Source organism: Corynebacterium sp. H127 (assembly GCF_037482665.1).
GTDB lineage: Bacteria > Actinomycetota > Actinomycetes > Mycobacteriales > Mycobacteriaceae > Corynebacterium.
Genome location: NZ_JBBHKY010000002.1, coordinates 1 through 23,775, shown reverse-complemented (window position 1 = coordinate 23,775; position 23,775 = coordinate 1). Strand labels below are relative to the sequence as shown.

The 23,775-nt window shown below is 58.6% G+C and carries 19 protein-coding genes; 13 read left to right on the top strand and 6 right to left on the bottom strand.

The window, feature by feature from the left end; genetic code table 11:
* Positions 1–86: 86 nt before the first annotated feature.
* Positions 87–1,316: a type VII secretion protein EccB gene (gene eccB / locus WG936_RS02625; protein ID WP_339564272.1), complete on the top strand. Its 1,230-nt coding sequence runs from the start codon at positions 87–89 to the stop codon at positions 1,314–1,316.
* On the opposite strand, the gene WG936_RS02620 is transcribed toward eccB, so the two are convergent.
* The gene (locus WG936_RS02620; RefSeq protein ID WP_339564271.1) at positions 1,313–2,470 is read right to left on the bottom strand and encodes a S8 family serine peptidase; all 1,158 of its coding nucleotides are present in this window, start codon (positions 2,468–2,470) and stop codon (positions 1,313–1,315) included. The two genes, eccB and WG936_RS02620, sit on opposite strands and share 4 nt — an antisense overlap.
* Positions 2,470–3,849 (bottom strand): type VII secretion integral membrane protein EccD, encoded by a 1,380-nt coding sequence (gene eccD, locus WG936_RS02615; protein WP_339572041.1) that lies wholly within the window; start codon positions 3,847–3,849, stop codon positions 2,470–2,472. Before eccD ends, WG936_RS02620 begins: the two co-directional genes overlap by 1 nt.
* 180 nt (positions 3,850–4,029) lie before the next feature.
* Between eccD and eccCa the strand changes: the two genes are divergently transcribed.
* From eccCa to rpsI, 6 genes are all read left to right on the top strand, one after another.
* Positions 4,030–7,695 (top strand): type VII secretion protein EccCa, encoded by a 3,666-nt coding sequence (gene eccCa, locus WG936_RS02610; RefSeq protein ID WP_339572040.1) that lies wholly within the window; start codon positions 4,030–4,032, stop codon positions 7,693–7,695.
* The gene (locus tag WG936_RS02605) at positions 7,695–8,597 is read left to right on the top strand and encodes a type VII secretion-associated protein (protein ID WP_339564268.1); all 903 of its coding nucleotides are present in this window, start codon (positions 7,695–7,697) and stop codon (positions 8,595–8,597) included. Before eccCa ends, WG936_RS02605 begins: the two co-directional genes overlap by 1 nt.
* 116 nt (positions 8,598–8,713) lie before the next feature.
* On the top strand, positions 8,714–9,031 hold the full coding sequence (locus WG936_RS02600) for a WXG100 family type VII secretion target (RefSeq protein WP_339564267.1): 318 nt from the start codon (positions 8,714–8,716) through the stop codon (positions 9,029–9,031).
* 18 nt (positions 9,032–9,049) lie between these two features.
* On the top strand, positions 9,050–9,340 hold the full coding sequence (locus WG936_RS02595; RefSeq protein ID WP_339572039.1) for a WXG100 family type VII secretion target: 291 nt from the start codon (positions 9,050–9,052) through the stop codon (positions 9,338–9,340).
* A gap of 442 nt (positions 9,341–9,782) precedes the next feature.
* On the top strand, positions 9,783–10,226 hold the full coding sequence (gene rplM, locus WG936_RS02590) for a 50S ribosomal protein L13 (RefSeq protein ID WP_339564252.1): 444 nt from the start codon (positions 9,783–9,785) through the stop codon (positions 10,224–10,226).
* Entirely contained in the window at positions 10,226–10,771 is a 546-nt protein-coding gene (rpsI, locus tag WG936_RS02585; protein WP_339564251.1) for a 30S ribosomal protein S9, read from the top strand. Before rplM ends, rpsI begins: the two co-directional genes overlap by 1 nt.
* Positions 10,772–10,931: 160 nt before the next feature.
* Here rpsI and WG936_RS02580 read toward each other — a convergent pair whose 3' ends face one another.
* Genes WG936_RS02580 through WG936_RS02570 form a run of 3 tightly spaced genes read right to left on the bottom strand, consistent with a single transcriptional unit; the run spans position 10,932 to position 16,625 of the window.
* Positions 10,932–14,120 (bottom strand): bifunctional proline dehydrogenase/L-glutamate gamma-semialdehyde dehydrogenase, encoded by a 3,189-nt coding sequence (locus WG936_RS02580; protein ID WP_339572038.1) that lies wholly within the window; start codon positions 14,118–14,120, stop codon positions 10,932–10,934.
* 43 nt (positions 14,121–14,163) lie between these two features.
* Positions 14,164–15,192 carry an ornithine cyclodeaminase gene (locus tag WG936_RS02575; RefSeq protein ID WP_339572037.1) on the bottom strand — a complete coding sequence of 343 codons (1,029 nt, stop codon included), beginning with the start codon at positions 15,190–15,192 and terminating at the stop codon, positions 14,164–14,166.
* Between the two features lie 23 nt (positions 15,193–15,215).
* Positions 15,216–16,625 carry an amino acid permease gene (locus tag WG936_RS02570; protein ID WP_339572167.1) on the bottom strand — a complete coding sequence of 470 codons (1,410 nt, stop codon included), beginning with the start codon at positions 16,623–16,625 and terminating at the stop codon, positions 15,216–15,218.
* Between the two features lie 484 nt (positions 16,626–17,109).
* On the opposite strand from WG936_RS02570, the gene glmM reads away from it, so the two are divergent.
* The 4 genes from glmM to WG936_RS02550 all read left to right on the top strand — a co-directional run bounded on the left by glmM (position 17,110) and on the right by WG936_RS02550 (position 20,501).
* A complete protein-coding gene (gene glmM, locus WG936_RS02565) occupies positions 17,110–18,453 on the top strand; it encodes a phosphoglucosamine mutase (RefSeq protein WP_339572036.1) in 1,344 nt (447 codons plus the stop codon).
* 136 nt (positions 18,454–18,589) lie between these two features.
* A complete protein-coding gene (locus WG936_RS02560; RefSeq protein WP_339572035.1) occupies positions 18,590–18,862 on the top strand; it encodes a hypothetical protein in 273 nt (90 codons plus the stop codon).
* Complete coding sequence (locus tag WG936_RS02555; RefSeq protein ID WP_339572034.1) at positions 18,862–20,298, top strand: hypothetical protein; 1,437 nt, start codon at positions 18,862–18,864, stop codon at positions 20,296–20,298. Before WG936_RS02560 ends, WG936_RS02555 begins: the two co-directional genes overlap by 1 nt.
* The gene (locus tag WG936_RS02550) at positions 20,292–20,501 is read left to right on the top strand and encodes a hypothetical protein (RefSeq protein WP_339572033.1); all 210 of its coding nucleotides are present in this window, start codon (positions 20,292–20,294) and stop codon (positions 20,499–20,501) included. Before WG936_RS02555 ends, WG936_RS02550 begins: the two co-directional genes overlap by 7 nt.
* Here WG936_RS02550 and WG936_RS02545 read toward each other — a convergent pair.
* Positions 20,498–21,328 carry a dienelactone hydrolase family protein gene (locus tag WG936_RS02545; RefSeq protein WP_339564244.1) on the bottom strand — a complete coding sequence of 277 codons (831 nt, stop codon included), beginning with the start codon at positions 21,326–21,328 and terminating at the stop codon, positions 20,498–20,500. The two genes, WG936_RS02550 and WG936_RS02545, sit on opposite strands and share 4 nt — an antisense overlap.
* Positions 21,329–21,497: 169 nt before the next feature.
* On the opposite strand from WG936_RS02545, the gene glmS reads away from it, so the two are divergent.
* Both glmS and WG936_RS12240 read left to right on the top strand, forming a co-directional pair.
* Positions 21,498–23,363 carry a glutamine--fructose-6-phosphate transaminase (isomerizing) gene (gene glmS / locus WG936_RS02540; protein WP_339564243.1) on the top strand — a complete coding sequence of 622 codons (1,866 nt, stop codon included), beginning with the start codon at positions 21,498–21,500 and terminating at the stop codon, positions 23,361–23,363.
* Between the two features lie 95 nt (positions 23,364–23,458).
* Positions 23,459–23,775 (top strand): helix-turn-helix domain-containing protein (locus tag WG936_RS12240; RefSeq protein WP_445227924.1); only part of this gene is annotated, 317 nt, incomplete at its 3' end.

Genomic DNA, 23,775 nt, shown 5'->3' with positions numbered 1-23,775 from the left:
GGCGCTAACCCGGTAGGGTGTGAGGCATCGGCCGTTGACAGCAATTGGGGGATTGCTCGGTCGTGTCTTTTCTGGGGGTATTGCCGATGAGTTCGGTACTGCTAGCGACAACCAAAGCCCAGGTCAGTGGGCACAAGTTTCTTACTCGACGCGTGGAACACGGCGTAGTGTTGGGTGACATCCGGATGATTTCGGATCCGCTCGGCGCGCGCCGAAGAGCAGCGCTCTTTGGACTGATCGGCACTGCAATTATCGCGGCCGGCTCCGGTGCGCTGGCCATCTTTGCGCCGCAGGTAGATCCGGGCGATGCCAACATCGTGCGTGCCGAGTCCGGTGGGATGTACGTGCGACTGCCGGCTGAGCAGGAGGCAGTGCTGCACCCAGTGGCGAATCTTGCCTCAGCGCGCCTGATCTTAGGCAGCCCAGAGGAAGCAGCGAAAGCCTCAGATAGCGTGCTTGGCGATGCCCCGAAGGGAGTTCCGGTGGGCATCCCGGATGCGCCGGGCATCATTGCGCCGCACCCACAGCCAGCCCACGATTGGAGTGCGAGCCACAGTGGTGGCGCGGTCACGGTAGTTGCAGGGCAGGCGCCGCCAGCGCTTATCGACGGTCATGGCGTCCTCGCGCGCAGTGACGGCCGCACCTGGGTAATCACGGCTTTTGGCCGGGCGGAGTTGCCCGCCGAGGATTCTCCCTTAGGGCGTAGTCTCCGGCGTCGACTAGGGATTACTCCCGATACCCCGATCTGGGAACCTCCGGCCGCAGTGCTCTCCGCGGTAACTGAGTTGCCTCCCTATCGGGAGATCGCGGGGACGTTGCTAGTAGGCAAGGATGAGTACTGGCTTGAACAGCCCAAAGGTCTGGTACCACTGAGCGAGCTGCAGTATCGGATCGGCCTTGATTTGGGCCTTGAACACCGCGAATTGGCTGCTAGCGAGTTGAGCAGCTTCCCGGATAGTGTTCGATCTGTGGCGGAATTGCCCGTTTCCCCGGTGCAGTGGCAGCGCCCAGAGCACGTGTGGGTGCGAGGTGACGGCAAGATCGCACTGGCAGCTGCACCGCCTGCGGGAATTCAGCTGTCGGGGGATAGTGCAGCTCATGCTTACTCGGGGCCGACAATAGGCGGAATTGGAGTGGATACGGGACATGGCACCGTCATCGTGACGGAACATGGCCGTGTCCACCGTGTGGCCACTCCTGTGGATGCTGCTGCGTTAGGGATCGTGGAGCCCCAATCTGCCCCATGGGCGATCCTCTCCTTGCTGCCGGAAGGAGCGCCCTTGAGCCACAAGGATGCGCTCCGCCCGACCTATTAGCGGGCTGCCCTAGAGACGGCACAGAACAAGGTGGCCGCCACGATTCCCAGGCCTAAAAGAGCGATGGACACCAGGATCGCGCGGTTGCGCACTGCTTGAGAACTCGGCTTCGGGGCGTCAATTGCAACGGGGTGTGGAGCTGAAGCACTGAGCAATTGGGACATTGCTGAGGTAGGGGAGAGATCACCGGTACCAGGACTTGCTGCTGCCCGGACACGTGCCCGGGTTTGCGCCGCAGTATCGCTTGGATAGCGTTGTTTCAATTGTGCTACTACGCCAGAGACCACTGGTGCTGCAAAGCTGGTGCCACTAAAAGGGGACTCCCCGCGTGAAGTACGCATGGCGGCAGCGAAGGTTCCGTCGCGGGGCGAGAGCCCAACGGGCACTGTGCCGGGGGCAGAAACCACTTGGCCTTTGACCGGCAGTGAGTAATCAGCCAGCTGATAGGAATCCTGCGCAGCGGATACCGCTAGGACGCTCTCCGAATGCGCTGGGTAGGCGACGGAGTCCGCTGGGCACTGCGGGCTGATGTTTCCGGCAGCGGCTACGACTACCGCATTCAATTCCTCAGCCCTGGACAAGGCATCATCGAGGATTCGGGTATCCAGCGATGCCTGCGCGCTGGCAGGGACACAAGAGGCAAGGGAGACGTTGATAACCTGTGCGCCGAGGTCTAGTGAGCGGTGGATTGCCGCTGCGAGGGTAGCGATCGTTCCCGCAGCCTCTTGTGGTGCAGCCTGGGAACGAAGGTAGGAGCTGCTTTGCCGTATCGCGATGATTTCTGCATCGGGTGCAATCCCCAGCAGGCCGTCTTGAAGCGCGGGATCAGGCTGTCCGGCGATGATGCCGGCAACGATGGTGCCGTGCCCATCGCAATCTTCTAAAGCACCTTGGTTGCCACCAGCCGGATGAATGAGGTCTGCTCCTGGTATGACCGTGCCTAACCGCGGATGTGGAGCCACTCCGGTGTCAATCACCGCGACCTTGAGGCCGTTGCCAGTGGCAAAACGGTGGCTGAGTAAGAGCTCTTCGGCAGGAGGTCCTTTCGGTGCGGCCCCAGGCATAGGCTTCGGACATTCTTCAGGTAGCGGATCAGCGTGGGCAGGTAGTGGCAGGAAGAACAGCGCCAGCCCTAGGAATACAAGCTTGCGCATCAGCCGAGCCCCCGGATGGCTGCGAAGACGCCTGCAAGATGAGCAGCCAAAGGAAACGCGGCAGCTAGGGATAGCGCCTCGAGCTTTTCCAGCCAGTTGAGTGCTGTCGGTGGCAAATCACGCACACGCGCCGCCCACAAAGGAGCAGACATTGCGGCAAGTGCAATGAGAATGACTACCAGCACGCCCCCTGTTCCTACCCGCAGTCCCGACAGGGTGGCAGACACGAGTCCGGCAAGAAGCCAAAGCCACAACCCCCACATCGCTGGGGCGCTGCGGTGGCGGGTGGCATGTAAAGCCACCGTGGCTACACATACGATGCTTAAAGCTAGGGCGAACCCCGGCTGTTCGCTGCGCCAACCAATGCAGATCACCGCGATCGCCGCTGCGGTTCCTGTCCCGAGGCAGATGCCGTCGAGAATGTCGGTGGCTCGTTGTGCCCGGTGTTCTGGATTTGGGATCGATTGGTCGGCCACCTTGAGATCTTGGCCAGCGGAGGGCAAACGTGGCACAGTCAGTCCCGCGAGCGCAGTGCTCAGACTAGGCGAGAACAACACCAGCGTCATAGAAGCCAGAATCGCGCATGCTGCCGCGGCCGTCGCATCGCTGACGAAGATCGCCCCGAGGGCAGCGGAAAACATGATGGCTATGAAGCTCGCGAGCCCTGCCAGCACGAAGATCGCAGGGCGAGCCAACCACGTCAACCCGATGCTCATACCTAAGCTTCCGAGTAGGGCGGAGATCGCCGCCCAGCCGACTTCTTTCGGAGTGCTGGGAGTAGCGTGGCCCACGCTCAATAGCCAGCAGCTGATCCCTGCAAAAGCCGATGACAGAATCGTCAGGGTATTGATTGCACAGCGCTCCAGCAGCGACGAGATGAAACGCAGCCACACAGTGACTGAAGCTGAAACCAAGGTCAATAGTATGAACAGCACGGAAACTGGCACCGTCGGCATTGTGGAATGCCACGCCAGGACTCCGAGTGAAAGCAGTCCGATCGTGGCGGCGCTGGTAGCAAGACCGAAAGGTTGGAAATTGATTCTCAAATCGCCGAGGGATTCCGCCGCGTCTTTTCGCAGAACTGGCTCTATGTCCTGAAATGGGGACAGCACAACGATGGCGCCTTGAGAAAGCCCCAGGTGACCTAGCGGAACTGCATGATCTATTTCTTGCCCACCTGCTGTGCGGGCCATCCATGGCACGGAGATCACCGGAGCGGATGCCAGATCTAGAATCTCCGGTAAAGCCTCCGCCAGCGATGAAGAAGCTGGGACAGAAACATCCACGGAAGTAGGTGAATCTTCGGCCGAAAGGCTGCTGAGCTCAATACGAAAACTCAGACGTAGTGATCGTTCGACATGGGTGTACGCCAACGTCATTGTGTTATCCCCCTAATTGGCACGGCAAAAGCTGTGGCGCAGTCAACCCCCTTGACAACGCCAGCGCAGCACATTGTGACTGCGGACACGAACAGCATGGCTTAAACTGTCTGCTGTGTCCACTTGAAGCTTCGGGGGAAGCGTGGATCGCAAACGGCCAAAGACCATCGGGGGGAACCTATGACCGCAACTTCACTTGAGCACGGCTATCCAGCTGCAGCTGCTACAGAAATGGACACTGACCAGTATGTTGTCCATCCGATGACGCTGGCGGAGCGGGAGCCTGCACCACCAATGCCGAGCGGAACGCTCGCTACCGAAAAGATTCCGCCCGTGGCCAAACCGCAGCCGCTGCCACTAGTGCGGATACTGATGCCGGTGCTGATGATCGTCATGGTTGGCGGCATGCTGATGTTGATGCTCAACAGCGGGGGAGACCCGCATCCGATGATGTTGATGTTCCCGGTGATGATGCTTGTCAGTATGGCCACGATGTTCGGAGCATCACCCGGGGACGATATTGATGAAACCCGGCGAGCCTATCTGCGTCATCTGGGTGCCGTACGTGCGGCGGCATTGCGGAATGCGCAGGCCCAGCGGGCCGCTGAAGTACACAAACACCCGGATCCTGCGCAGCTATGGGCGTCGATAGGCGGGCGACGCATGTGGGAACGGCACGCCGATGATCCCGATGCCCTCGAGGTAAGAATTGGGCTGGGGAACACCGCTTTGTGCACCCCGGTGACAGTGGCGGATTCCGGCGCGCCCGAGGATCTTGATCCTGTGTGCGCGGTGTCGCTGCGGCACACAGTCCGATCCGTCGGGTCCGTGCCGGAAATGCCCGTGGCAGTGCAGCTCCAGGCCTTCCGATTTATCGGGCTCGGTGGCGCTCTCGCGGAAGAACTAGCACGGGCCCTCTTGCTCCAATTGGCGTTCCACCATGGCCCGGATTGTGTCGGATTAGTAGTCAAGGCAGGCACGATGCCGTGGACGAAATGGCTGCCGCACACGCAGGACCCCGACAGTGCGCAGTATCGCATCCTCGTGGTTGACGCTGACTCTGCGACGCAGGTCGACTTGGATGACCCGCGCTGGACCACCATCATCGGTATTGGAGTGCATCAACATGCTGTGTTGGGGGAGCGGGCACTCAGCGAAGGGCTCTTTCTCACAGTCGGTGCAGATCAGACGCACACACTCACCGTGCATACGGAGGGCGGGTTGGAAGACATCGGTGTTGCGGACCTGCTCCGACCCGAGGTAGCCCTCCATGCGGCCAGGTTGCTGACTGCTTATCGACGCCCGATGCGCTCCGCCTCCCGCGCTCTAGACTTCCTCGGCCTCCATGGCATCAGTGATGCCGAGCACGTGCCCCCAACTGCGCTGTGGTCGCGAGGCGGCCGCACTCTACAACAGCGTCTCAACGTGCCGATTGGCGTCACCGCCTCCGGGGACCCCTTGTATCTTGACCTTAAGGAATCCGCACATGGCGGAGTGGGGCCACACGGGCTGTGCATCGGGGCGACGGGTTCGGGTAAAAGTGAGCTGCTAAAAACCCTTGTGCTCTCCTTAGCACTTACCCATTCCCCGGATGAGCTGAACTTTGTGTTGGTGGATTTCAAGGGTGGCGCCACCTTCCTCGGGCTAGAAGAGCTGCCGCATACTTCAGCGGTGATCACGAACCTCGCCGAGGAAGCCAGTTTGGTTGAGCGGATGCATGACGCGATCAGTGGTGAGCTGAATCGGCGGCAGGAGCTGCTGCGTTCTGCTGGCAATTTTGCCAATGTGCATGATTACAATCAGGCCCGAAGTAAAGATAGGCCCGAGTTGCCTCCACTTCCGGCCCTGGTGATTGTGCTGGATGAGTTTTCCGAGTTGCTCGGCCACCATCCGGATTTTGCGGATCTGTTTGTAGCTGTGGGCCGGGTGGGACGCTCCTTGCAGATTCATTTGTTGCTTGCCAGTCAGCGTCTTGAGGAAGGCAGGCTTCGTGGCCTGGACTCACATCTGTCCTACCGAATCGGGTTGAAGACCTTCTCTGCTTCAGAATCACGGCAGGTCCTCGGTGTAACCGATGCGTATCAGCTGCCCGCGCAGCCTGGTGCCGGCTTCATTAAGACAACTGCTTCCGAAGTCACCCGGTTCCAAGCGAGCTATGTTTCCGGTCCTGTTCCCGTACGCGCAGAGTCGCCGCAACAGAGTTCGGGAGGGGTGCGCCTGTTCAATAGCTGGGAGGACTTAGCGACGTCGGAATCCGAGAGCTACATCTTGGATAGCTCTCGGACGGTGCTTGGTGTGCTCGCGGACGCGATTATTGCGGCAGGCGCTACAAGCGGGGCGCGGGCACACCAACTGTGGTTGCCCCCGCTGCCCGCAAGCTTGCCGTTGGCGGGAGTTGCAGATCAAGTAGGTCAGCTGCATGCTGCGATCGGCATGGTGGATAGGCCATATCTGCAGAGTCAAGATCCTTTCGTGGTTGATCTCAGCGCAGGTGCTGGTCATCTCGCAGTGTGCGGCGGGCCGCGCAGCGGTAAGACTAACGCGCTGCGCACTCTGATGCTTTCGTTGGCCGCTACGCACAGCACCGATTCCATTCGGTTTTATGTGCTGGATCTCGCGGGGACGGAGCTCGGACCCGCCGCAGCGATGCCACACGTGGCGGGCATCGCGCACAAGAATGATCCTGAAAAGGTACGTCGCATCGTCGATGAGGTTCGGGGCTTTCTTGAGTGCACGGAAGATCGACACACCTTCTTGTTAGTGGACGGTTGGCATGTGGTGGCCGCCGATTTCGAGGATCTCTACGATTCCTTTGTCGCCATCGCCGCAGACGGGTTGGCCGCCAGAGTCCACCTTGCGATCAGTACGCCTCGTTGGACGCTGATTAGGCCCGCCATTCGCGATTTGTTGGGGACTCGCATTGAGCTGAAGCTTGGAGAGCCAATGGATTCCTTGATCGATAGGAAAGCGCAGCAAAAACTCCCAGAGAAGCCTGGTCGGGGCCTGACTCCGGAAGGTGAGGCGATGCTGCTGGCGCAGTCCACCAACCAGGACATCGGCCATGTCATCATTGCTGCCAGGCAGCAGGGCTTCGCGCCGGTGCCGAAGCTGAAGCAGTTGCCGGAGCGATTGGCTATCACAGCGCTCGATGCTGGCGCGCCGGGCATTCCCTTCGGTATTGGTGGTCCGCAGCTGGGAACCTTGGGGTGGGATTGGCAGGAGTCACCGCATCTGCTGTGTATTGGCGGTCAAGGCGCGGGTAAGTCAGCGTTCTTGCGCGTGGTGGCGTTGGGCGTCGAGAAGCTGGGGCGAGCATCGGCCCGCCTCGTGGTGTTGGATCCGCGCCGCACGCACCTCGATACCTTTGCCCCAGACATGGTGGCGGCCTATGGCGCAACACCGGATGCCGTCTCGCAGACGGTCGCGAGCACGGTGGCCACGCTACGCACGCGGCTCCCCGGTCCGGAGGTGACAGCGCAGCAGCTCAAGGAGCGGTCCTGGTGGGAAGGGCCGGAGATTTTCGTGCTTATCGACGACACCGAACTCCTCCCGGAAGGGGCCCTGCAACCCCTGGTAGAACTTATCCCGCATGCCCGTGACATCGGGTTGCATGTGGTGCTGGCGCGCAAGGCAGGTGGCATTGGTAGGGCGTTGTACAGCCAATTCTTCGCGGCGCTGCGCGACAGCATTCCGGGTGTGTTGCTGCTGGATGCGGATCCCGAGGAAGGAAGGATCTTCGGGATTAAGCCGACGAGGCAAATACCGGGGCGTGGTCAATGGCAGGTGCGTGGCACCACGGTGGGTGCCTGCCATGTTGCCTTTGTTAAGCCGGAGGGGGAAGCCTGATGTCACCGATCAAAGTTACGGTGTTGGAAAATGCCACCATTTTCGAGGCCGAGGAACAAATACATCGTTATGACCTGCCGAGTTCGGGAATTTTGGCCGGCTGGGCAGTGGCTGCCGTCGTCGACCAAGTCAAGACGATTGCCGATGCTCGCTGGCCAGATATTGAGGTAGCGGTGGCGGGAAATCAGCGCGCGATTGAGGTGCTGACCCGCACCCTTTTGAATAAGGGGGTCGCGGCTTATGACGCAGAGGCGCTGGAGGAGGACAAGACAGTCGAGGAAGAGCTGCCGATTGAGCGCCCGACTAAGGGGCGCCGGAGGCTAGCCACACCTATGCCGAGCCTTTTCCATGTGCTCTTGGCGGGTGTCATTCTGACCGTGTTGGGGATTAGTTGGTGGGGAATGGGCGCGATGCCGGAGGGGAGCGTGGCGGCGGAGCGGCCGGCGTCGACAAGCGATATGCCAAGCGCATCACCGCCCTCCTCGCCTGAGGGAGGCACAGTAGTGACTGAATACGATCGCGTCCGCATGCAGTTGCCAGTTGGGTTTGTACTGGCGCCACGGGAGGATGGCCTGCTCGTTGCGACCGGCCCAGATCCAGAGTTGCGGGTTATCGTTGCGATCGATCCAACTTTTGGGATTGATGCGGGCAAGGTGCGTACGGAAATCGCGGCGATGGTGGCGGATGATCCACTGCTGACCGAGCAACCGAATCGGAATATACGTCCCGCCGAGCCCACTGTGGAGTACGTGGAGGATCCGGGGGATGGTTCCCGGGTGGCGTGGGTGGCGTGGGTTGCCACGGGGCATCAGTTCTCAGTGGGCTGCCACAGTAAAACAGAGCTCACTGTTTCACAGCGCGCGACCTGCAGGATGGCAGTAGAAAGTCTGCAATTCAAATAATTTTTGGATTCAATGCAACCTTTTTGGGGTCTGCGACAGTCTAAACATAATGAGGGCAAAAACAGTTTGGCCTCGCGAATTTCATTCAACACTTGCTCGTTCGGGGAGGGGCGACAATGACTCAAATGTTTAGGACCGAAGCCGATGTCATGCTGGCGGCTGCCGGCCGCGTTGACGGCACCAACAATGAGGTCCAGGGGGAGATCAACCGCCTACGTGGCGTGGTGGACGGGCTGCGGGGCAGCTGGGCAGGTAACGCCCAGGTCAGCTTCGACGGGCTGATGAACCGTTGGAACACGGCGGCCCGCGACCTACAGGAGGCGCTGCAGGCGATTTCAGACAACATCCGCGGCAACGCTAAGAACTTTGACGGCATGGAGGCCGAAAACGCCAGTGCCTTCAGCAACATCGAAGCACAGGGCCTCGCGCTCTAACTCACATAAGGGGGAATCATGGAAAGCGTAATCAAGTACCAGTTCGGCGAGATCGAGTCCGCAGCCGCTGACATCAACTCCACGTCCGGCCGCATCAATTCGCTTCTCGACGGCCTGAAGCAGCAACTCCAACCAATGGTGGCAACGTGGGAGGGCGAATCGGCAGCAGCCTATAACGAGGCCCAGGCCAAGTGGGATCGCTCTGCCGCTGAGCTCAACACGATTCTGGCTACAATCTCCAACACTGTCCGAGACGGTAATGATCGCATGAGCGAGATCAACCGAATGGCCGCAGCTAGCTGGGGCTAAAACTCAGTACACCACTTGTTTCCGTGTTAGCGGAACTTCGCAGTACGCACTGGATACGCTCGCTGTGCATCTATTGGCGCCGCGCGCTCTGGATTTTCATCTTCTCTTCGTTGTGGAAGGCGAAGTGAAGATGGGATGAGCGCGGGGCGTTTTCCTACTCTGTTTTTGTTCTGTTCTAACTCAATGCTGAACATAACTCGTCATAGCGCCTAGCAGTCTATTTGGGTTACAGTGGCCTACCTCGGACGTAGCCAAGAGAGCTAATGCTGCTCCAGAAGGTGCGATTTTCATTTCGCTCCTCACATGCTTTATGCTTGTGTGTCTGTGTGTGCAGTCTCCGTTTGGGGACATCAACTGTTCGGGTCTCCACCGGCCGCCGAATCAGCTTGAATGCGCGCGCGGATTGGCTGGCAGTTACTAGACAGACTTATAAGGAGTCATTTTGTCTACTTTCCACCCTAAGAGCGGTGACATTACCCGCAAGTGGTACGTCATCGACGCCACTGACGTGGTGCTGGGTCGCCTGGCTGTTACGGCAGCTGACCTTTTGCGCGGCAAGCACAAGCCATACTTCGCTCCTAACGTTGACTGCGGTGACAACGTCATCGTCATCAACGCTGACAAGGTGCACATCTCTTCCAACAAGCGCGACACCGAGTTCCGTTACCGCCACTCCGGTTACCCAGGTGGCCTGACTAGCATGACCCTTGGTCGTTCTTTGGAACTGCACCCAGAGCGCGTCGTCTTCGAAGCTATCGAGGGCATGATGCCGCACAATAAGCTGACCCGCGCTTCCGTAAAGAAGCTGCACGTTTTCGCCGGCTCCGAGCACCCATACGCTGCTCAGAAGCCAGAGACCTTCGAAATCAAGCAGGTGGCACAGTAATGACCGAACAGAACGTAACCGAGAACCAGGATCTTCAGGCTGACGCTGCAGACATCGCTGCTGCAACCGCTGCTACCGAAGAGTTCACCAACACCATTGGTGACGCAATTGCTCCTGAGGCCACTGAAGAAGCTGCTCCGGCTGCTCCTATCGAGATGGACGGCCCAATCCAGACCGTTGGTCGCCGTAAGCGCGCCATCGTTCGCGTCCGCATGGTTGCTGGCTCCGGCCAGTTCCTCTGCAACGGTCGCACCCTGGAAGAGTACTTCCCGAACAAGCTGCACCAGCAGCTGATCAAGGCTCCACTGGTCCTCATCGACCGTGAAGGCCAGTTCGACATCATCGCTAACCTCACTGGTGGCGGCCCAACCGGCCAGGCTGGCGCTATGCGCCTCGCGATCGCTCGTGCGCTCATCGCGTACAACCCAGCTGATCGTGCAGTCCTGAAGAAGGCTGGCTTCCTCACTCGTGACGCTCGTGCCGTTGAGCGCAAGAAGGCTGGTCTGCACAAGGCCCGTCGCGCACCTCAGTACTCCAAGCGTTAATCACTTTTCGCTTCGCGCTACGCCGCTTCTGCTTCATGCAGGGGCGGCGTTTGCCGTTGTAGGGCGAACAGAATCGCGATAACCCCGAAAGCTCAGACACGAAACCGCCGACCCGAGAAAATTCTCAAAGGGCGGCGGTTAAGCATGTCGGTAGTAGCGCTTAATCCAGAATCACACCGAAACGGTGCATCGTCTGGGACACGGCTTGCTCCTGCAGGAAGCCGAGGAGCTCGCGACGGCCGTCGGCAAGCAGCGGCCCTTCGGTGAGGAACGAGCCCGTTTCGGCGGCCGCACGGTGCAGCTCGGCAGGTGCCTCGCCAAAAACACGCACGCGTGACGACGCCGGCAGCTCCCATGTGCTGAGGCGTCGTAGCGGCACCCCGGTGAGCATGCTCATGATTTCCAGTCGTAGTTCCTCGCGCGGAGAAAGCTCTGCAGCATAGTAGAGGTACTCAGGAGCCGGCACGTAGCGGAATACGTTGGACTCGCAGCGCAGGGCAGAGCGATCGTGCTCCAGGCTGAACTCCGTTGCCCAGGCGTGCGCGTCCGACTTCGCAGCTAGGGTTACCCAGGCGGCGTCCTCCGCACTGAGGTTGCTGGCCTGTAGCTTCCGGGAGATCTCTGGGCTGAGCGTGGCATCTGCTGCGGAGTCGATGTCTTCCCACGTACCAAACTGAGTGACATAGTTTGGGCCACCGGCCTTGGCTCCGGGGCCAATGGCTGAGTTCTTCCAGCCGCCGAAGGACTGGCGCTGCACGATGGCGCCGGTGATACCACGGTTGATGTAAGCGTTGCCTACTTCGACGTGACCTCGCCAATACTCGATCTCTTCTTCATCCAGGGAATGCAGTCCTCCGGTAAGCCCGAATCCGGTAGAGTTCTGCCATTCGATGGCCTCTTCTAAGCAGGAGGCGTACATGATGCCGGTGACGGGACCGAAGCACTCGGTGGTGTGGAACCAAGACCCGGGTTGGACATTGTCTCGAATGCCTGGTGTCCAGAGATCTGGCTCGATTTCCTGTGGCTCGAGGAGCCAGGATTCCCCCGGTTCGAGCTGGGTGAGGCCGCGTTTTAGCTTGTCGTCTGGAGCACCGATGAGACCGTTCATGGTGGTAGAGATGTCGGTGCCGCGGCCGACACGGAGGGTGGACACGGCGTCGATAAGCTGATTCTTAAAGCGACCGCAATCGCCGACCAAGATCAGCAGCGAGGCCGCGGAACACTTCTGGCCGGAGTGACCGAACGCGGATTTGTAGGCGTCCGCGACGGCCAGATCTGGGTCGGCGTGCGGCGTAATGACCATCGCGTTCTTACCGGAGGTTTCCGCGTACAACTTCATCTCTGGTCGCCAGGAACGGAAGAGTTTGGCGGTATCGGAAGCGCCGGTGAGGACCACCGCATCAACGTCTTCGTGGGAAATCAGGCGCTTGCCCGCTTCCGCTTCATTTGCATTGACCAGTTGCAGCAGGTCCTCGGAGATGCCGGCTTCTCGCAAGGCTGCCACCGCAACCTCGGCGCAGCGTAGCGTCTGCGGCGCGGGCTTGAGAATGACCCGCGCGCCGGCCGCGATTGCGGCGAATACGCCACCCATCGGGATGGCGACTGGGAAATTCCACGGCGGAGTGATCACCACGACATCATAGGGAGTGAAGCGTTCGTCGAGTTCCGCGCCACAGTGCGCATAATAGGTGGCAAAGTCGATCGCTTCGGAGATTTCCGGGTCTGACTGATCGACAGTTTTGCCCGCCTCATGCGCCATGACGGCGATCAGGTCGCCGCGGTGGCGGGCCAGCGCATCAGCCGCATTGTGGAGCAGCTCAAGCCTGTTTTCTGGGGTGCGGGCCTGCTTCGCGCGGGACACCGCGCGGTCAATCTCTGCGGGGTCAGTGACCAGGGGGGAGATACAGGGTCCTGGAGCTGCTGCGAGGTGACGCAATGCCCAGTCTCGATTTGCGCGCAGCGTCGGATCGGTATCTGGTTCATTGCGGAAGTCACCCCGAGAGTAGCGCGCTCCTTCTTCGGTGTTGCGGTCCTGGGTGCGGCGAGGTCGGTCTGAAACCTGCCAACGGTCCGCCACAGCAGCGAGAAAGGCCTGCCGCTGCCCGTCTGTATCGCCCACAGCTTGGGCATGAAGGAAGTTCTCGGCGGAGCTGTTTTCCTCTAGGCGGCGTACCAGGTAGGAGACCGCCACATCAAAGTCCTCGGCACGAACCACGGGGGTGTACAGGATTTCCTCGCCAATAGCCGGTGCCATGCCTTGAAGCATTTCCAGGTCGATTTGGCGTTCGACACCGCGTTCTGCGGCGAGCTCGCGTGCGAAAGCAATGCTGAAGAGATTGTGGCTGGCTACGCCGACGCGCACGCAGTCCGCGAATTCTGGTTGCAGAATGTAGTCCAGTAGGCGGTAGTAGTTGGCATCTACCTCGTGCTTGGTGGCATAGGGAGCCTGCTCCCAGTCATGCAGCTCCGCTTCCACTCGTTCCATGGAGAGGTTAGCGCCCTTAACCAGGCGAATCTTAATGTTCGGCCCAGTGCCATCTGAGCTGCGACGCTGTTCGAAGCGCTGTTTAGCAAAGGCGGCAACTTCCTCGAGCGCGTGGAACGAGTCCGGTAGGTAGGCCTGCAACACGATCCCGGCCTCGTAGTTGCCGAACTCTTCCTCTGCCAGCAGTTCGGTGAACAGGCGCACAGTGAGGCGAAGGTCCTTGTACTCTTCCATATCGAGGTTGACGAATACCTCGTTATCCCGTGCCTCGCGGTACAGCGGACGGAGTCGCTCCTTGAGCAACTCCAGGTTGCCTTCCATGTCCCATGGGTTGAGTTGCGCGGCGATGGAGGAGGCCTTGATCGAAACGTAGGACACCTGCGGGTTGCGAATCAGCTCAATGGTGTCGCGCAGTCTCTTGTCCGATTCCTTCTCGCCCAAAACAGCTTCGCCCAGTAGGTTGAGGTTTAGCTGGATCCCCTGCTCGTTGGCTTCTGTGAGCAGCTTCTCGAGCGCAGGCCCGTCGGCGTTGAGGATCAGGTTTCCTACTAGCTGGCGAAAGCGCGCCTTGGCGGCGGGAATGACCACTGCCGGCAGCAGTGGTGCAATTTTGGTTCCAACCTGGAACAGGAGGCGGTCAGCTCCCTGAATGAAGCCGGGCGGGGTGGGCATATCTCCGAGAGCCTTGGCGGCAGCTGCGTTATCAGCTGGGCGTGCGACGCGGTCGACAAATCGCATCGTGAAGTCAATGCCACCGTCATGGCGGACCATGTCTGCCACTGCGTTGTCGTTGTGTGTTTCGTTTTGCCACTTGGTTGCTTGCTGCTCGGCACGGTGGATGACGTTGGATAATGGCTCGGTCATGAGGACACTTTCTGTGGTCTGAGTTGCTAGGGGTGAAGGCGGTTCAGGCTACGGGCAAGTTGGCGCCCACCATACCGAAAAGGTCTTTCGGATCGTCGGGGTCAGCAACCAGGTCTAGGGACTGTTGTAGGTCGGTTCCAGCAGTGGCATCGCGGAGGTAGCGCAGCGCTGAAAAGTCTGAGATGGCAAAACCTACGGAATCGAAGATCGTGATCTGTTCGGCTGAGATACGCCCTGGTTTCCGATTAAGGAGTACCTCCCAAAACTCGACGACTGGGAAATCCGGTGCCATCTGTTGAATCTCACCTTCGATTCGGGTCTGTGGGGTGAATTCCACGAAAACATCGCCGCGGGTGAGGATCTCAGCCTCCAGCTCGGTCTTCCCAGGACAGTCGCCACCGATAGAGTTCAAGTGCACTCCGGGCCGGACGTCTGCAGAGTGGAGCACAGTATTGTGAGCCTTGTCGGCGGTGCATACAGTGATGATGTCAGCGCCCTGGACGGCTTCAGTGGCGCTAGTGGCAGCATGAATCCGGAAGCCTAGCGGCTCAAGGTTTCCGCGTAGCTTCTCGGTCGCCGCGGAGTCGATGTCATAGACGCGCAGTTCTTCGATGCCGAGCACGCCGCGGAACGCTAAGGACTGGAATTCAGATTGGGAACCCGCTCCGATGAGGGCCATGGTGGTGGATTCTGGGCGAGCTAGCCTTTTGGCGACCATCGCGGACACCGCCGCAGTACGCAGTGCTGTGAGCAGGGTCATTTCAGCTTCAAAGGTGGGGTAGCCATTATCGACGTCGGCAAGCACCCCGAACGCAGTGACCGTCTGGAATCCGCGTTCTGGGTTGCTTGGGTGACCGTTGACGTATTTGAAGGAGTATTCCTCGCCGTTTGAGGTTGGCATCAGCTCGATGACACCGAAGGGGGTGTGGCTGGCAACGCGCGGGGTTTTGTCGAAGCGTTGCCATTGGGTGAAGTCATGTTCCAAGTAGTCCACCATGTTGCTGATGATCTTTTCCACGCCTTCGCGCTGGATCCAACGAACCATGTTGGCTACGTCTACAAACTGAGTCATTGTTGTCCTTTCACCTGGTGGGGTTAGTTTTCTTCAGCGGGGTGCAGGGTAACCTCCGCCTTGTCGACGCCGAGTGCTTCGGCTTTCGCAGTGAGATGTTCATCCTTGACCTCTGCCACGCGTTTGCGCACGAATCTCCAACCGATTGCCAGCGCAGGCCAGAACAGTAGGGAAGCAGCTAGTGTCCACGTCCCGATCGGGTAGTCAAAAGCCATCAACACGATGACGCAGGCGAGGAAGGCAAGCGTGAGATAGTTGGTGAAGGGGGTCAGGTGTGCCCGGTAATGCGGGCGTTCATACAGCCCCTTCTTGGTCATAGCGACAAACTTCATGTGGCTGAGTGTGATGGCGGCCCAGCCGGCCATGGTGCCAAGGGCGGCGAGATTCAGGACGATTTCAAATGCCTGGCTTGGCACCACGTAGTTCAGGACTACACCAAATAGGGCCACGATCGTTGTCAGTAGTATGCCGCCGAAGGGCACGCCTTTCCGGGTCAATTTGCCGGCGATTTTTGGTGCGCAACCGGTCAGCGCCATTGAATGCAAGATTCGTCCCGTGGAGTACATTCCCGCGTTCATCGAGGAAAATGCCGCCGTGATCACCACTAGCTGTGTCAGGGGTGCCGCAGCGTCGACGCCGATGGAAGCGAAGAACGTTACAAAGGGAGACTCGTCTGCGGAGTACGCAGTGTAGGGCAGCAGCATGCACAGCAGTAGTACCGAGCCGAAGTAGAACACTGCGATGCGCAGCATTACGGCGTTGATGGCACGTGGAATTGCTCGTTCCGCATCTTTAGTTTCTCCTGAGGTGGTGCCCACCAGTTCAATACCTGCGTAGGCAAAAACCACTCCCTGCACCACGATCATTGCTGGGATGAGGCCGTTGGGAAAGAAGCCTCCGTTGTCGGCGATCAAATGGAATCCCGGATCGGTGCCATTCGGAGATCCAAAAAGAACGAAGTAGCTTCCTACCAGCAAGAAGATGACTAGCGCCGCAATTTTGACGATAGAAAACCAGTATTCTAGTTCGCCGAATAGCTTCACGGAGACCAGGTTCAGCGCCAGTACTGCAAGGACTACTAAGAGGGCGGAGAGCCATTGCGGGACGTTGTTGATCCACTGCGAATATTGCCCAAACCAGCGGAAATAGATGGCGATTGCGGTGGCATCGGCGACGGCTGTCATTGCCCAGTTGAACCAGTACAGCCAGCCGGTGGCATAGGCGGCCTTCTCCCCGAAAAACTCTCGGCTATAGGATACGAAAGAGCCAGAAGATGGGCGATGCACGATGAGTTCACCCAGGGAACGCAAGATCAGGTAGCCGATGAATCCGCAGATCAGATAGAGGATTGCGAGTGAAGGGCCCGCTTGCTCTAATCGGCCACCGGTGCCGAGGAACAGTCCGGTTCCCATGGCAGAGCCGATGGCGATCATTTGAAGTTGTCTACCAGAAAGCCCCTGTTCGAGGCCTTCAGATTCTACGGCGAATGGGTCGTACGCCGCGTCTCCTCGAGGAGACTTCTTTCGTATTAACTTTGCCAAATCCCCACCTTAGATAGTGTTGTTTCACTCATGAAGGCAAAACTATGATGTGGGACACGTATTGCGCAACCATTGCTTTCTGGGGGTTGTGCATAACATGCGGTGGGACATATATGTATCGTCGCGCCTTGTTGGCAAACACTATCTATAAGGCGAGGTTTTGGCTGGCTGGAAGCTTACGCAGTGGTGCATAATTTCCGGTTGGGCGTGACTGGATTGTTATCAAAAGGTGCGCTGAAGCTGTGGGCTGGGCTCCGATGCACGTCTCATTTCCGCGCCGAAGGGGAGGTCTGGGAAGTGGGTTTTGGGCTGCCACACCTCATAATTCTTCAGTTCTTGGGCAGTTTTCTTAGGGCAGGTCTGCATAATGGAAAGTATGACTCGACTATTTGGTACCGATGGCGTCCGCGGACTCGCGAATGAAACCCTGACTGTCAACCTCGCTCTCCGCCTTGGGCAAGCTGCAGCGGAAGTGCTTACGAAGGAAAACCGCACCTCAAAGCGCCGTCCAACTGCTGTTGTTGGCCGTGACCCGCGTGTCTCTGGTGAGATGCTGGCCGCAGCACTGGCCGCAGGTATGGCCTCACGCGGTGTCGACGTACTCCGAGTGGGAGTACTTCCGACGCCAGCTGTTGCTTATCTCACCGATGACTATGGTGCCGATATGGGTGTCATGATCTCGGCCAGCCATAACCCAATGCCCGATAACGGTATTAAGTTCTTCGCCTCCGGCGGACACAAGCTTGCCGACGAGGTTGAGGATGAAATCGAAGCCGTCATGAACTCGATGAGCGACCACGGCCCTACCGGTCATGGCGTCGGACGCGTCATTGAAGAGGCTCCGGATGCGCGGGAACGGTACCTGAGCCACTTGGCCTCTGCGATCAAGACTGACCTGAAAGGCATCAAGGTCGTGGTCGACTGTGCCAATGGCGCCGCCTATGAGGTAGCTCCGATGGCTTATGGCGCAGCTGGCGCTGAGGTCATCGCGATTCATGACAAGCCAAACGCCTACAACATCAACGATAGCTGCGGCTCTACTCACATTGAGCAGGTTCGCCAGGCCGTCGTAAAGCACGGCGCTGACCTCGGCCTTTCCCACGACGGTGACGCAGACCGTTGCCTCGCAGTCGATGCAGAAGGAACCGTGGTAGACGGTGACCAGATTATGGCGATCATTGCCCTGGCAATGAAGGAAAACAACGAGCTGCGCAAGAACACCTTGGTTGCTACCGTGATGTCCAATCTTGGTCTCATGCTTGCTATGAAGGAGGCCGGAATTGAGGTCAAGACGACGAAGGTGGGCGACCGCTACGTCTTGGAAGAACTGCGGGAAAACAATTTCTCCCTGGGTGGCGAACAGTCCGGCCACGTTGTCATTCCTGATTACGGCACCACCGGTGATGGCACTCTCACAGGATTGTGCCTGATGGCTCGTATGGCGGAGAAGAAGCAGTCGCTGAAGGAACTAGCCACCGCAATGACTGTGTTGCCACAGAAGCTCATCAATGTCCCTGTCACTGACAAATCGGTTATCGAGGGCGATCCTCGTGTCATTGCTGCCATCCAGGAAGCAGAACAGGAGTTGGGTGAGACCGGCCGCGTGCTCTTGCGTGCATCCGGAACTGAGGAGATCTTCCGAGTCATGGTCGAAGCAGCTGATGCCGATACGGCAGTTCGGATTGCCGGTCAGCTTGCGGCAGTTGTAGCTGCGGTTTAACAAAAGTTTCCCGGGATAGGGAACCATTTGCCCCCTTGTGTCAGTCAAAACTAGTGAAGGGGTTTTCACTTTTTGACAGTTCACAAGGGGGATTTTTGTGTTCAATTTGAGCCTGGATGTCGGGCAAACTTCGAAAATGATCGGCGATCTAATCGCAGGAACCGAGCAGGAAATAGCAAAGCAGCGCAGCGTTTCGCCATCCTTCGCGATTTTCGCAGCCGGGCGTGACTTCGCTGCGCATGGGGCTGCATTAGACGAAATGTTCCGGTCCTTACACGCAGCCAATTTGGATCGCATGCTGCGCACGAACATGGTCGCTAACTCGGCGCTCGCAGAGGTGGAACACATGGCCAAGGCCGATCAAGCTGGCGCCACAGTCATCGCTGGCATCGGTGTGGAGGGCAAGTAATGGCGAAGAAGAAAAAGGGCACAGACGCTGCCGCCTCGCTTTACGACGACGCCGTTGAGGCACTCCGCAACGCCGCCGGCGGCGACTGGAAAGGGCCAGCACAGCCCCCAGAGCAGGTCAAAGATGCAATCGAAAGCACCAAAGGGCTGGATACGGATGTGCTGCGTGAGTCAGCAGATGACCTCGTCGGTGGTGGCAAACCGGATTCCATAAAGGGCAAGGGGTTGCTAAAGCAGCTGGGTGGCATGCTGATGGGCGTGATCTCCGGGCTCATCATCGATGAAATCTGGAGTAAAGCTCAGGAGTGGTTCGAAAACGACGAACAAAACACTGAGCTGAGCAACTCCGTGTCCGAAGCGGCCGAGTCCATTGACAAGGTCACTGCTGAATCTTCCCAAGCTAACGAAATGGTCTGCGATTCGACCAAGAGCCAAATCCAGCAACTATGTGCCTTGCTGGCAACAATCGATAAGACGAAATTTCCGGATGAGTATGAAGGAGTTTTGCGCAGTGCGGATGGATTAATCAACGAATGTGCGTCCAGCGTGGTCGGCATCTCCAACGATCGTGACCGCTGCATAGCGGACATTTTCAACCAGATCCTGGAGTGTGGTGCACAGATCTGCAATACAGAGTGCACCCCGCTTCCTGCTGCTTGTGACGCACCGCCAGCGGCTCCACCAGCGCAAGAATGCGAAAGTACACCGGCAATGCCTACGGCCCCGGCAACCTCAACTGGAGGTGGGGGAGGTGCCGCACCGGCCCCGACTCCCGCACCTACTCCAAGCTCGCCAGCACCTGCACCAGTAGAACCCTCTCCGCAGCCTGCGCCGCCGGTAACTAAGCCGGTGACCCAGGGCTGCCCGGAGGAACCGGTAAAAAAGCCTGCGCCGCCGGTAACTAAGCCGGTGACCCAAGACTGCCCGGAGGAACCGGTAAAAAAGCCTGCGCCGCCGGTAACTAAGCCGGTGACCCAAGACTGCCCAGAGGAACCGGTAAAGAAGCCTGCGGTAGACGCCTGCCCGGAGGAGCCGGAATCGGAATGTGAAGACAAACCTGAAGACACCTGCGAATCTTCAGATGCGATGAGCGGACTCACCGCTGTCTTGGGTATTGGCGTTGTTGTCGCCGTGATCGGGGCGATCGTAGTGGCAGCTGAAGAGTTCCTACAAGTTCCAGAGCCTCCAGTCCCGGAGCCCGCACCGGAACCGGCGCCACCTGCCCCAGTTGAACCACCGCCACCGCCGAAACAGAATGTCCCTGAACCACCGCCACCGCCGAAACAGAATGTCCCTGAACCACCGCCACCGCCGAAACAGAATGTCCCTGAACCACCGCCACCGCCGGAACCTGCCCCTGAGCCAGCCCCGGCACCAGAACTAGTCGGTAGCGGTGTCGGAAGCACTGGCCAGGCCAGGAAGGTGGGGGCGTGGTGAAACCCGACTTTGATGTCGTGATGGATCGTTTTCGTGCCCGCGCCGCTCAGCGCATGGCGGAGTTCGAAACTGAATTAGAGAAGTCTCAACGCGTGAGCATGCGTGCTCAGGAACGGGCGTCGAAAAGCGAAACACCGCAGCGACGCCCTAGACAGGAGCGTACTGCTGCGGTGCAGTCAGTGCTGAGAAGACCGCGCTACTAACGAGCGGACTCTGCCACCTTGAGTCGAACCCCCGAGGCGTCGAAACCAGTTACCTTTTTGGCGGTCGCAGTAGCGTCCGAGAACGCAGAGTATTTGTTCTGGTTATCAAGGCGGTGGAGCAGGAACCCAGTCAGGAGGCCACGGGCGATCTGTTGCGCTGTGCCTTGTGGTCGGCCGAGTCCAAGTGCCATTCGCCCCAGTGAGAACTCGGTGAAACCCTCTTGGGTCGCGCCATCAATCTCACGGTAAATGCAGGAACCTGCCCAGTTTGCTGCTACCTGGACCGGATTGCCGGTGGCTACAAAATCGCGGTCAGGCTCACCGAGGATAAAGCCTGGAGTGGACACATTGCGGGCGGCTTCCTCATTGGATGGTGAAGTTACCGACGGGTACAGCGCAGCTACCGCATTCAAATGGTCGCGGCCTGCGGCTGCCAGGATGGCGCAACCAGCGCCCATACCGTGTCCCACGAGGCCGATTTTTCCGGGAGCAACAGAAATATTGCCAGTGCCGAGTTTGACACCCGTGAGAATCTGCAGGGCAGTTTCAAGGTCCGAGGCAAAACCGCGGTGATTAGGCAATACACCCGACTCGGTGCTTGGTGCGGCTACCACGATGCCCCAAGAGGCCAAGTGACGCAGCGTCGCATGGTAACGCTTGATGTCCGTTGACCAGTCGTGCCCGAATGCTACTGCGGGCAGTCCGTTACCCTCAGCCGGGGTGTAGATCTTGCCCGGCAAGCCGGCATATTCAAGATCGCCGACCAGAACGCGGTGCGGTCCTCGGGAGGAAAGTTTGCTTAGGTGTTTGTTCAGTTTCTCAGCCACAATCCCCAAGGATAGTGGAAACTTCCACCTGAGATGTCGCTGCCATGAGGCAAACATGAGACAAAACTGCGTCAAAGCACTGTCAAATTGCTGAAATTCAATAGCTAGCCGAATTTTTTATTGCGGTTGACTAACGCTAGTGAGCGCTTTTACCCCTAAAATAGACCGCATGTGTGGAATCGTAGGATATGTAGGAAATCAACAGGGTCTATCCGTAGCTGTCGAGGCGCTACGTCGAATGGAATACCGTGGCTATGACTCTTCGGGAGTAGCCGTGGCCGATGGTAGCGGTGCTATCAACGTCGTTAAGCGTGCAGGCAAGCTTGCCAACCTTGAGGACAAGATTAGTGAAGTTGGGAAGGAAACTCTTTCCGGCACTACTGCGATTGGTCACACCCGGTGGGCAACCCATGGTCGTCCAACCGACCAGAATGCGCACCCGCATGTCTCTTTCGATAACAAGGTGGCAATTGTCCACAACGGCATCATTGAGAACTTTTCCCCTCTGCGTGCTGAATTAGAAGCACAGGGGATTGAACTGAAGTCAGAGACCGACTCCGAAGTGGCCACCCACTTGTTGGCGCTGGCTTACAACGAAGGGGAAACCGCGGGCGACTTCAAGGCATCCGCCATGAAAGTTCTGAACCGCCTCGAGGGCGCATTCACGCTGCTGTTCACCCACGCCGACCATGCGGGTACCGTGATCGCTGCTCGCCGTTCCACCCCGCTGATCGTTGGCGTGGGCGAGGGGGAAATGTTCCTCGGTTCCGACGTTGCCGCATTCATCGAGCACACCAAGGAAGCCATCGAGCTCGGCCAGGACAGCGTTGTCATCATCACCGCTGACAGCCACGAGATTCTCAACTTCGACGGCACCCCGGCCGAAGGCAAGCAGTTCACCATTGACTGGGATCTCGCTGCCGCAGAAAAAGGCGGCTATGACTCCTTCATGATGAAGGAAATCTTCGAGCAGCCAGATGCTGTACGTGACACCCTTGTTGGACACTTCGTTGACGGTCGCGTAGTTCTCGACGAAGACAACATTTCCGAGCGTGATCTGAAGTCCATCAACAAGGTCTTCGTCGTCGCCTGTGGCTCTGCATACCACTCCGGTTTGCTGGCTAAGTACGCAATCGAGCACTGGGTACGTATCCCGGTTGAGATTGAGGTTGCCTCTGAATTCCGCTACCGCGACCCAGTACTGGATGCCAACACCCTTGTTGTCGCGGTATCTCAGTCGGGTGAGACCGCTGACACCCTGGAAGCCGTGCGTCACGCAAAGACACAGGGCGCAAAGGTGCTGGCTGTCTGTAACACCAACGGCTCTCAGATCCCACGCGAATCCGACGCTGTTTTGTACACTCACGCTGGACCAGAAATCGGCGTTGCCTCCACTAAGGCATTCTTGGCGCAGGTGGCCGCGAATTACATTGTCGGCTTGGCGCTAGCTCAGGCCAAGGGCACTAAGTACCCCGATGAAATCAAGGAGATCTGGGAGAACCTCGAGGCTATCCCAAACAAGATTTCTGAGGTCCTGGGATGCGAAGACCAGGTTATGGAGATCGCCCGTACCCTCGGAGCAATCCAGACCATGCTTTTCCTTGGACGTGGCGTAGGCTTCCCAGTCGCGTTGGAAGGCGCTCTGAAGCTCAAGGAGCTGGCCTACATTCACGCTGAAGGCTTCGCCGCTGGTGAGCTCAAGCACGGCCCGATCGCCCTGATCGAGGATGACCTGCCGGTTGTCGTCGTCGTGCCGTCCCCTCGTGGAGTGAAGGTCTTGCACTCCAAGATCGTCTCCAACATTCAGGAGATCCGTGCCCGTGGCGCGAAGACCATCGTTATTGCTGAAGAGGGCGATGATGCCGTGGAGCCATTCGCAAACTGGCTGATCCGCATCCCACAGTCCTCCACGATCATGCAGCCACTGCTGGCTACCGTGCCGCTGCAGTTCCTCGCAGCAGAGATCGCCCGCCAGTGCGGCAACGAGGATATTGATAAGCCTCGCAACCTGGCTAAGTCTGTGACCGTGGAGTAATTGCTCCTGCTGGGCCGCCCCTGTTTATGCCGTGTGAACTGCTCCCCATTAGTTGGACTGAGAAATCAGTTTCCGACTAGTGGGGAGTTTTTCTTTTGAGAGCACGAAGTTCGTTGAGTCAGGTACAGCGGGAGCAGCTCGTTGAGTTATTTGAACAGGGGCTGGGCTATAAGGCGGCAGCCCATCGTTTAGGGGTTAGCCCCTATCCGGTGAAGAGGCTTGCCCGCCGGTTCAAGCTTCATGGCAAGCTATGCCTTGTGGAGAAGCCAACCAAGCAGCAGTATTCCTTTGAGGTGAAGAAAGACGTCGTTGATCGATTCAACGCTGGCCAGTCCATGATGGAACTCGCCAGGGAATTTGGTTTGTCTTCGGATCAACTGGTCAAGGATTGGGTTCGTGCGTGGCGTGCCGG

Excerpts from the sequence above, each read along its gene's own strand:
- eccB (WP_339564272.1), top strand. The coding sequence starts at position 87 with ATGAGTTCGGTACTGCTAGCGACAACCAAAGCCCAGGTCAGTGGGCAC.
- WG936_RS02620 (WP_339564271.1), bottom strand. The coding sequence starts at position 2,470 with ATGCGCAAGCTTGTATTCCTAGGGCTGGCGCTGTTCTTCCTGCCACTA.
- eccD (WP_339572041.1), bottom strand. The coding sequence starts at position 3,849 with ATGACGTTGGCGTACACCCATGTCGAACGATCACTACGTCTGAGTTTT.
- eccCa (WP_339572040.1), top strand. The coding sequence starts at position 4,030 with ATGACCGCAACTTCACTTGAGCACGGCTATCCAGCTGCAGCTGCTACA.
- WG936_RS02605 (WP_339564268.1), top strand. The coding sequence starts at position 7,695 with ATGTCACCGATCAAAGTTACGGTGTTGGAAAATGCCACCATTTTCGAG.
- WG936_RS02600 (WP_339564267.1), top strand. The coding sequence starts at position 8,714 with ATGACTCAAATGTTTAGGACCGAAGCCGATGTCATGCTGGCGGCTGCC.
- WG936_RS02595 (WP_339572039.1), top strand. The coding sequence starts at position 9,050 with ATGGAAAGCGTAATCAAGTACCAGTTCGGCGAGATCGAGTCCGCAGCC.
- rpsI (WP_339564251.1), top strand. The coding sequence starts at position 10,226 with ATGACCGAACAGAACGTAACCGAGAACCAGGATCTTCAGGCTGACGCT.
- WG936_RS02580 (WP_339572038.1), bottom strand. The coding sequence starts at position 14,120 with ATGACCGAGCCATTATCCAACGTCATCCACCGTGCCGAGCAGCAAGCA.
- WG936_RS02575 (WP_339572037.1), bottom strand. The coding sequence starts at position 15,192 with ATGACTCAGTTTGTAGACGTAGCCAACATGGTTCGTTGGATCCAGCGC.
- WG936_RS02570 (WP_339572167.1), bottom strand. The coding sequence starts at position 16,625 with ATGATCGCCATCGGCTCTGCCATGGGAACCGGACTGTTCCTCGGCACC.
- glmM (WP_339572036.1), top strand. The coding sequence starts at position 17,110 with ATGACTCGACTATTTGGTACCGATGGCGTCCGCGGACTCGCGAATGAA.
- WG936_RS02560 (WP_339572035.1), top strand. The coding sequence starts at position 18,590 with ATGATCGGCGATCTAATCGCAGGAACCGAGCAGGAAATAGCAAAGCAG.
- WG936_RS02555 (WP_339572034.1), top strand. The coding sequence starts at position 18,862 with ATGGCGAAGAAGAAAAAGGGCACAGACGCTGCCGCCTCGCTTTACGAC.
- glmS (WP_339564243.1), top strand. The coding sequence starts at position 21,498 with ATGTGTGGAATCGTAGGATATGTAGGAAATCAACAGGGTCTATCCGTA.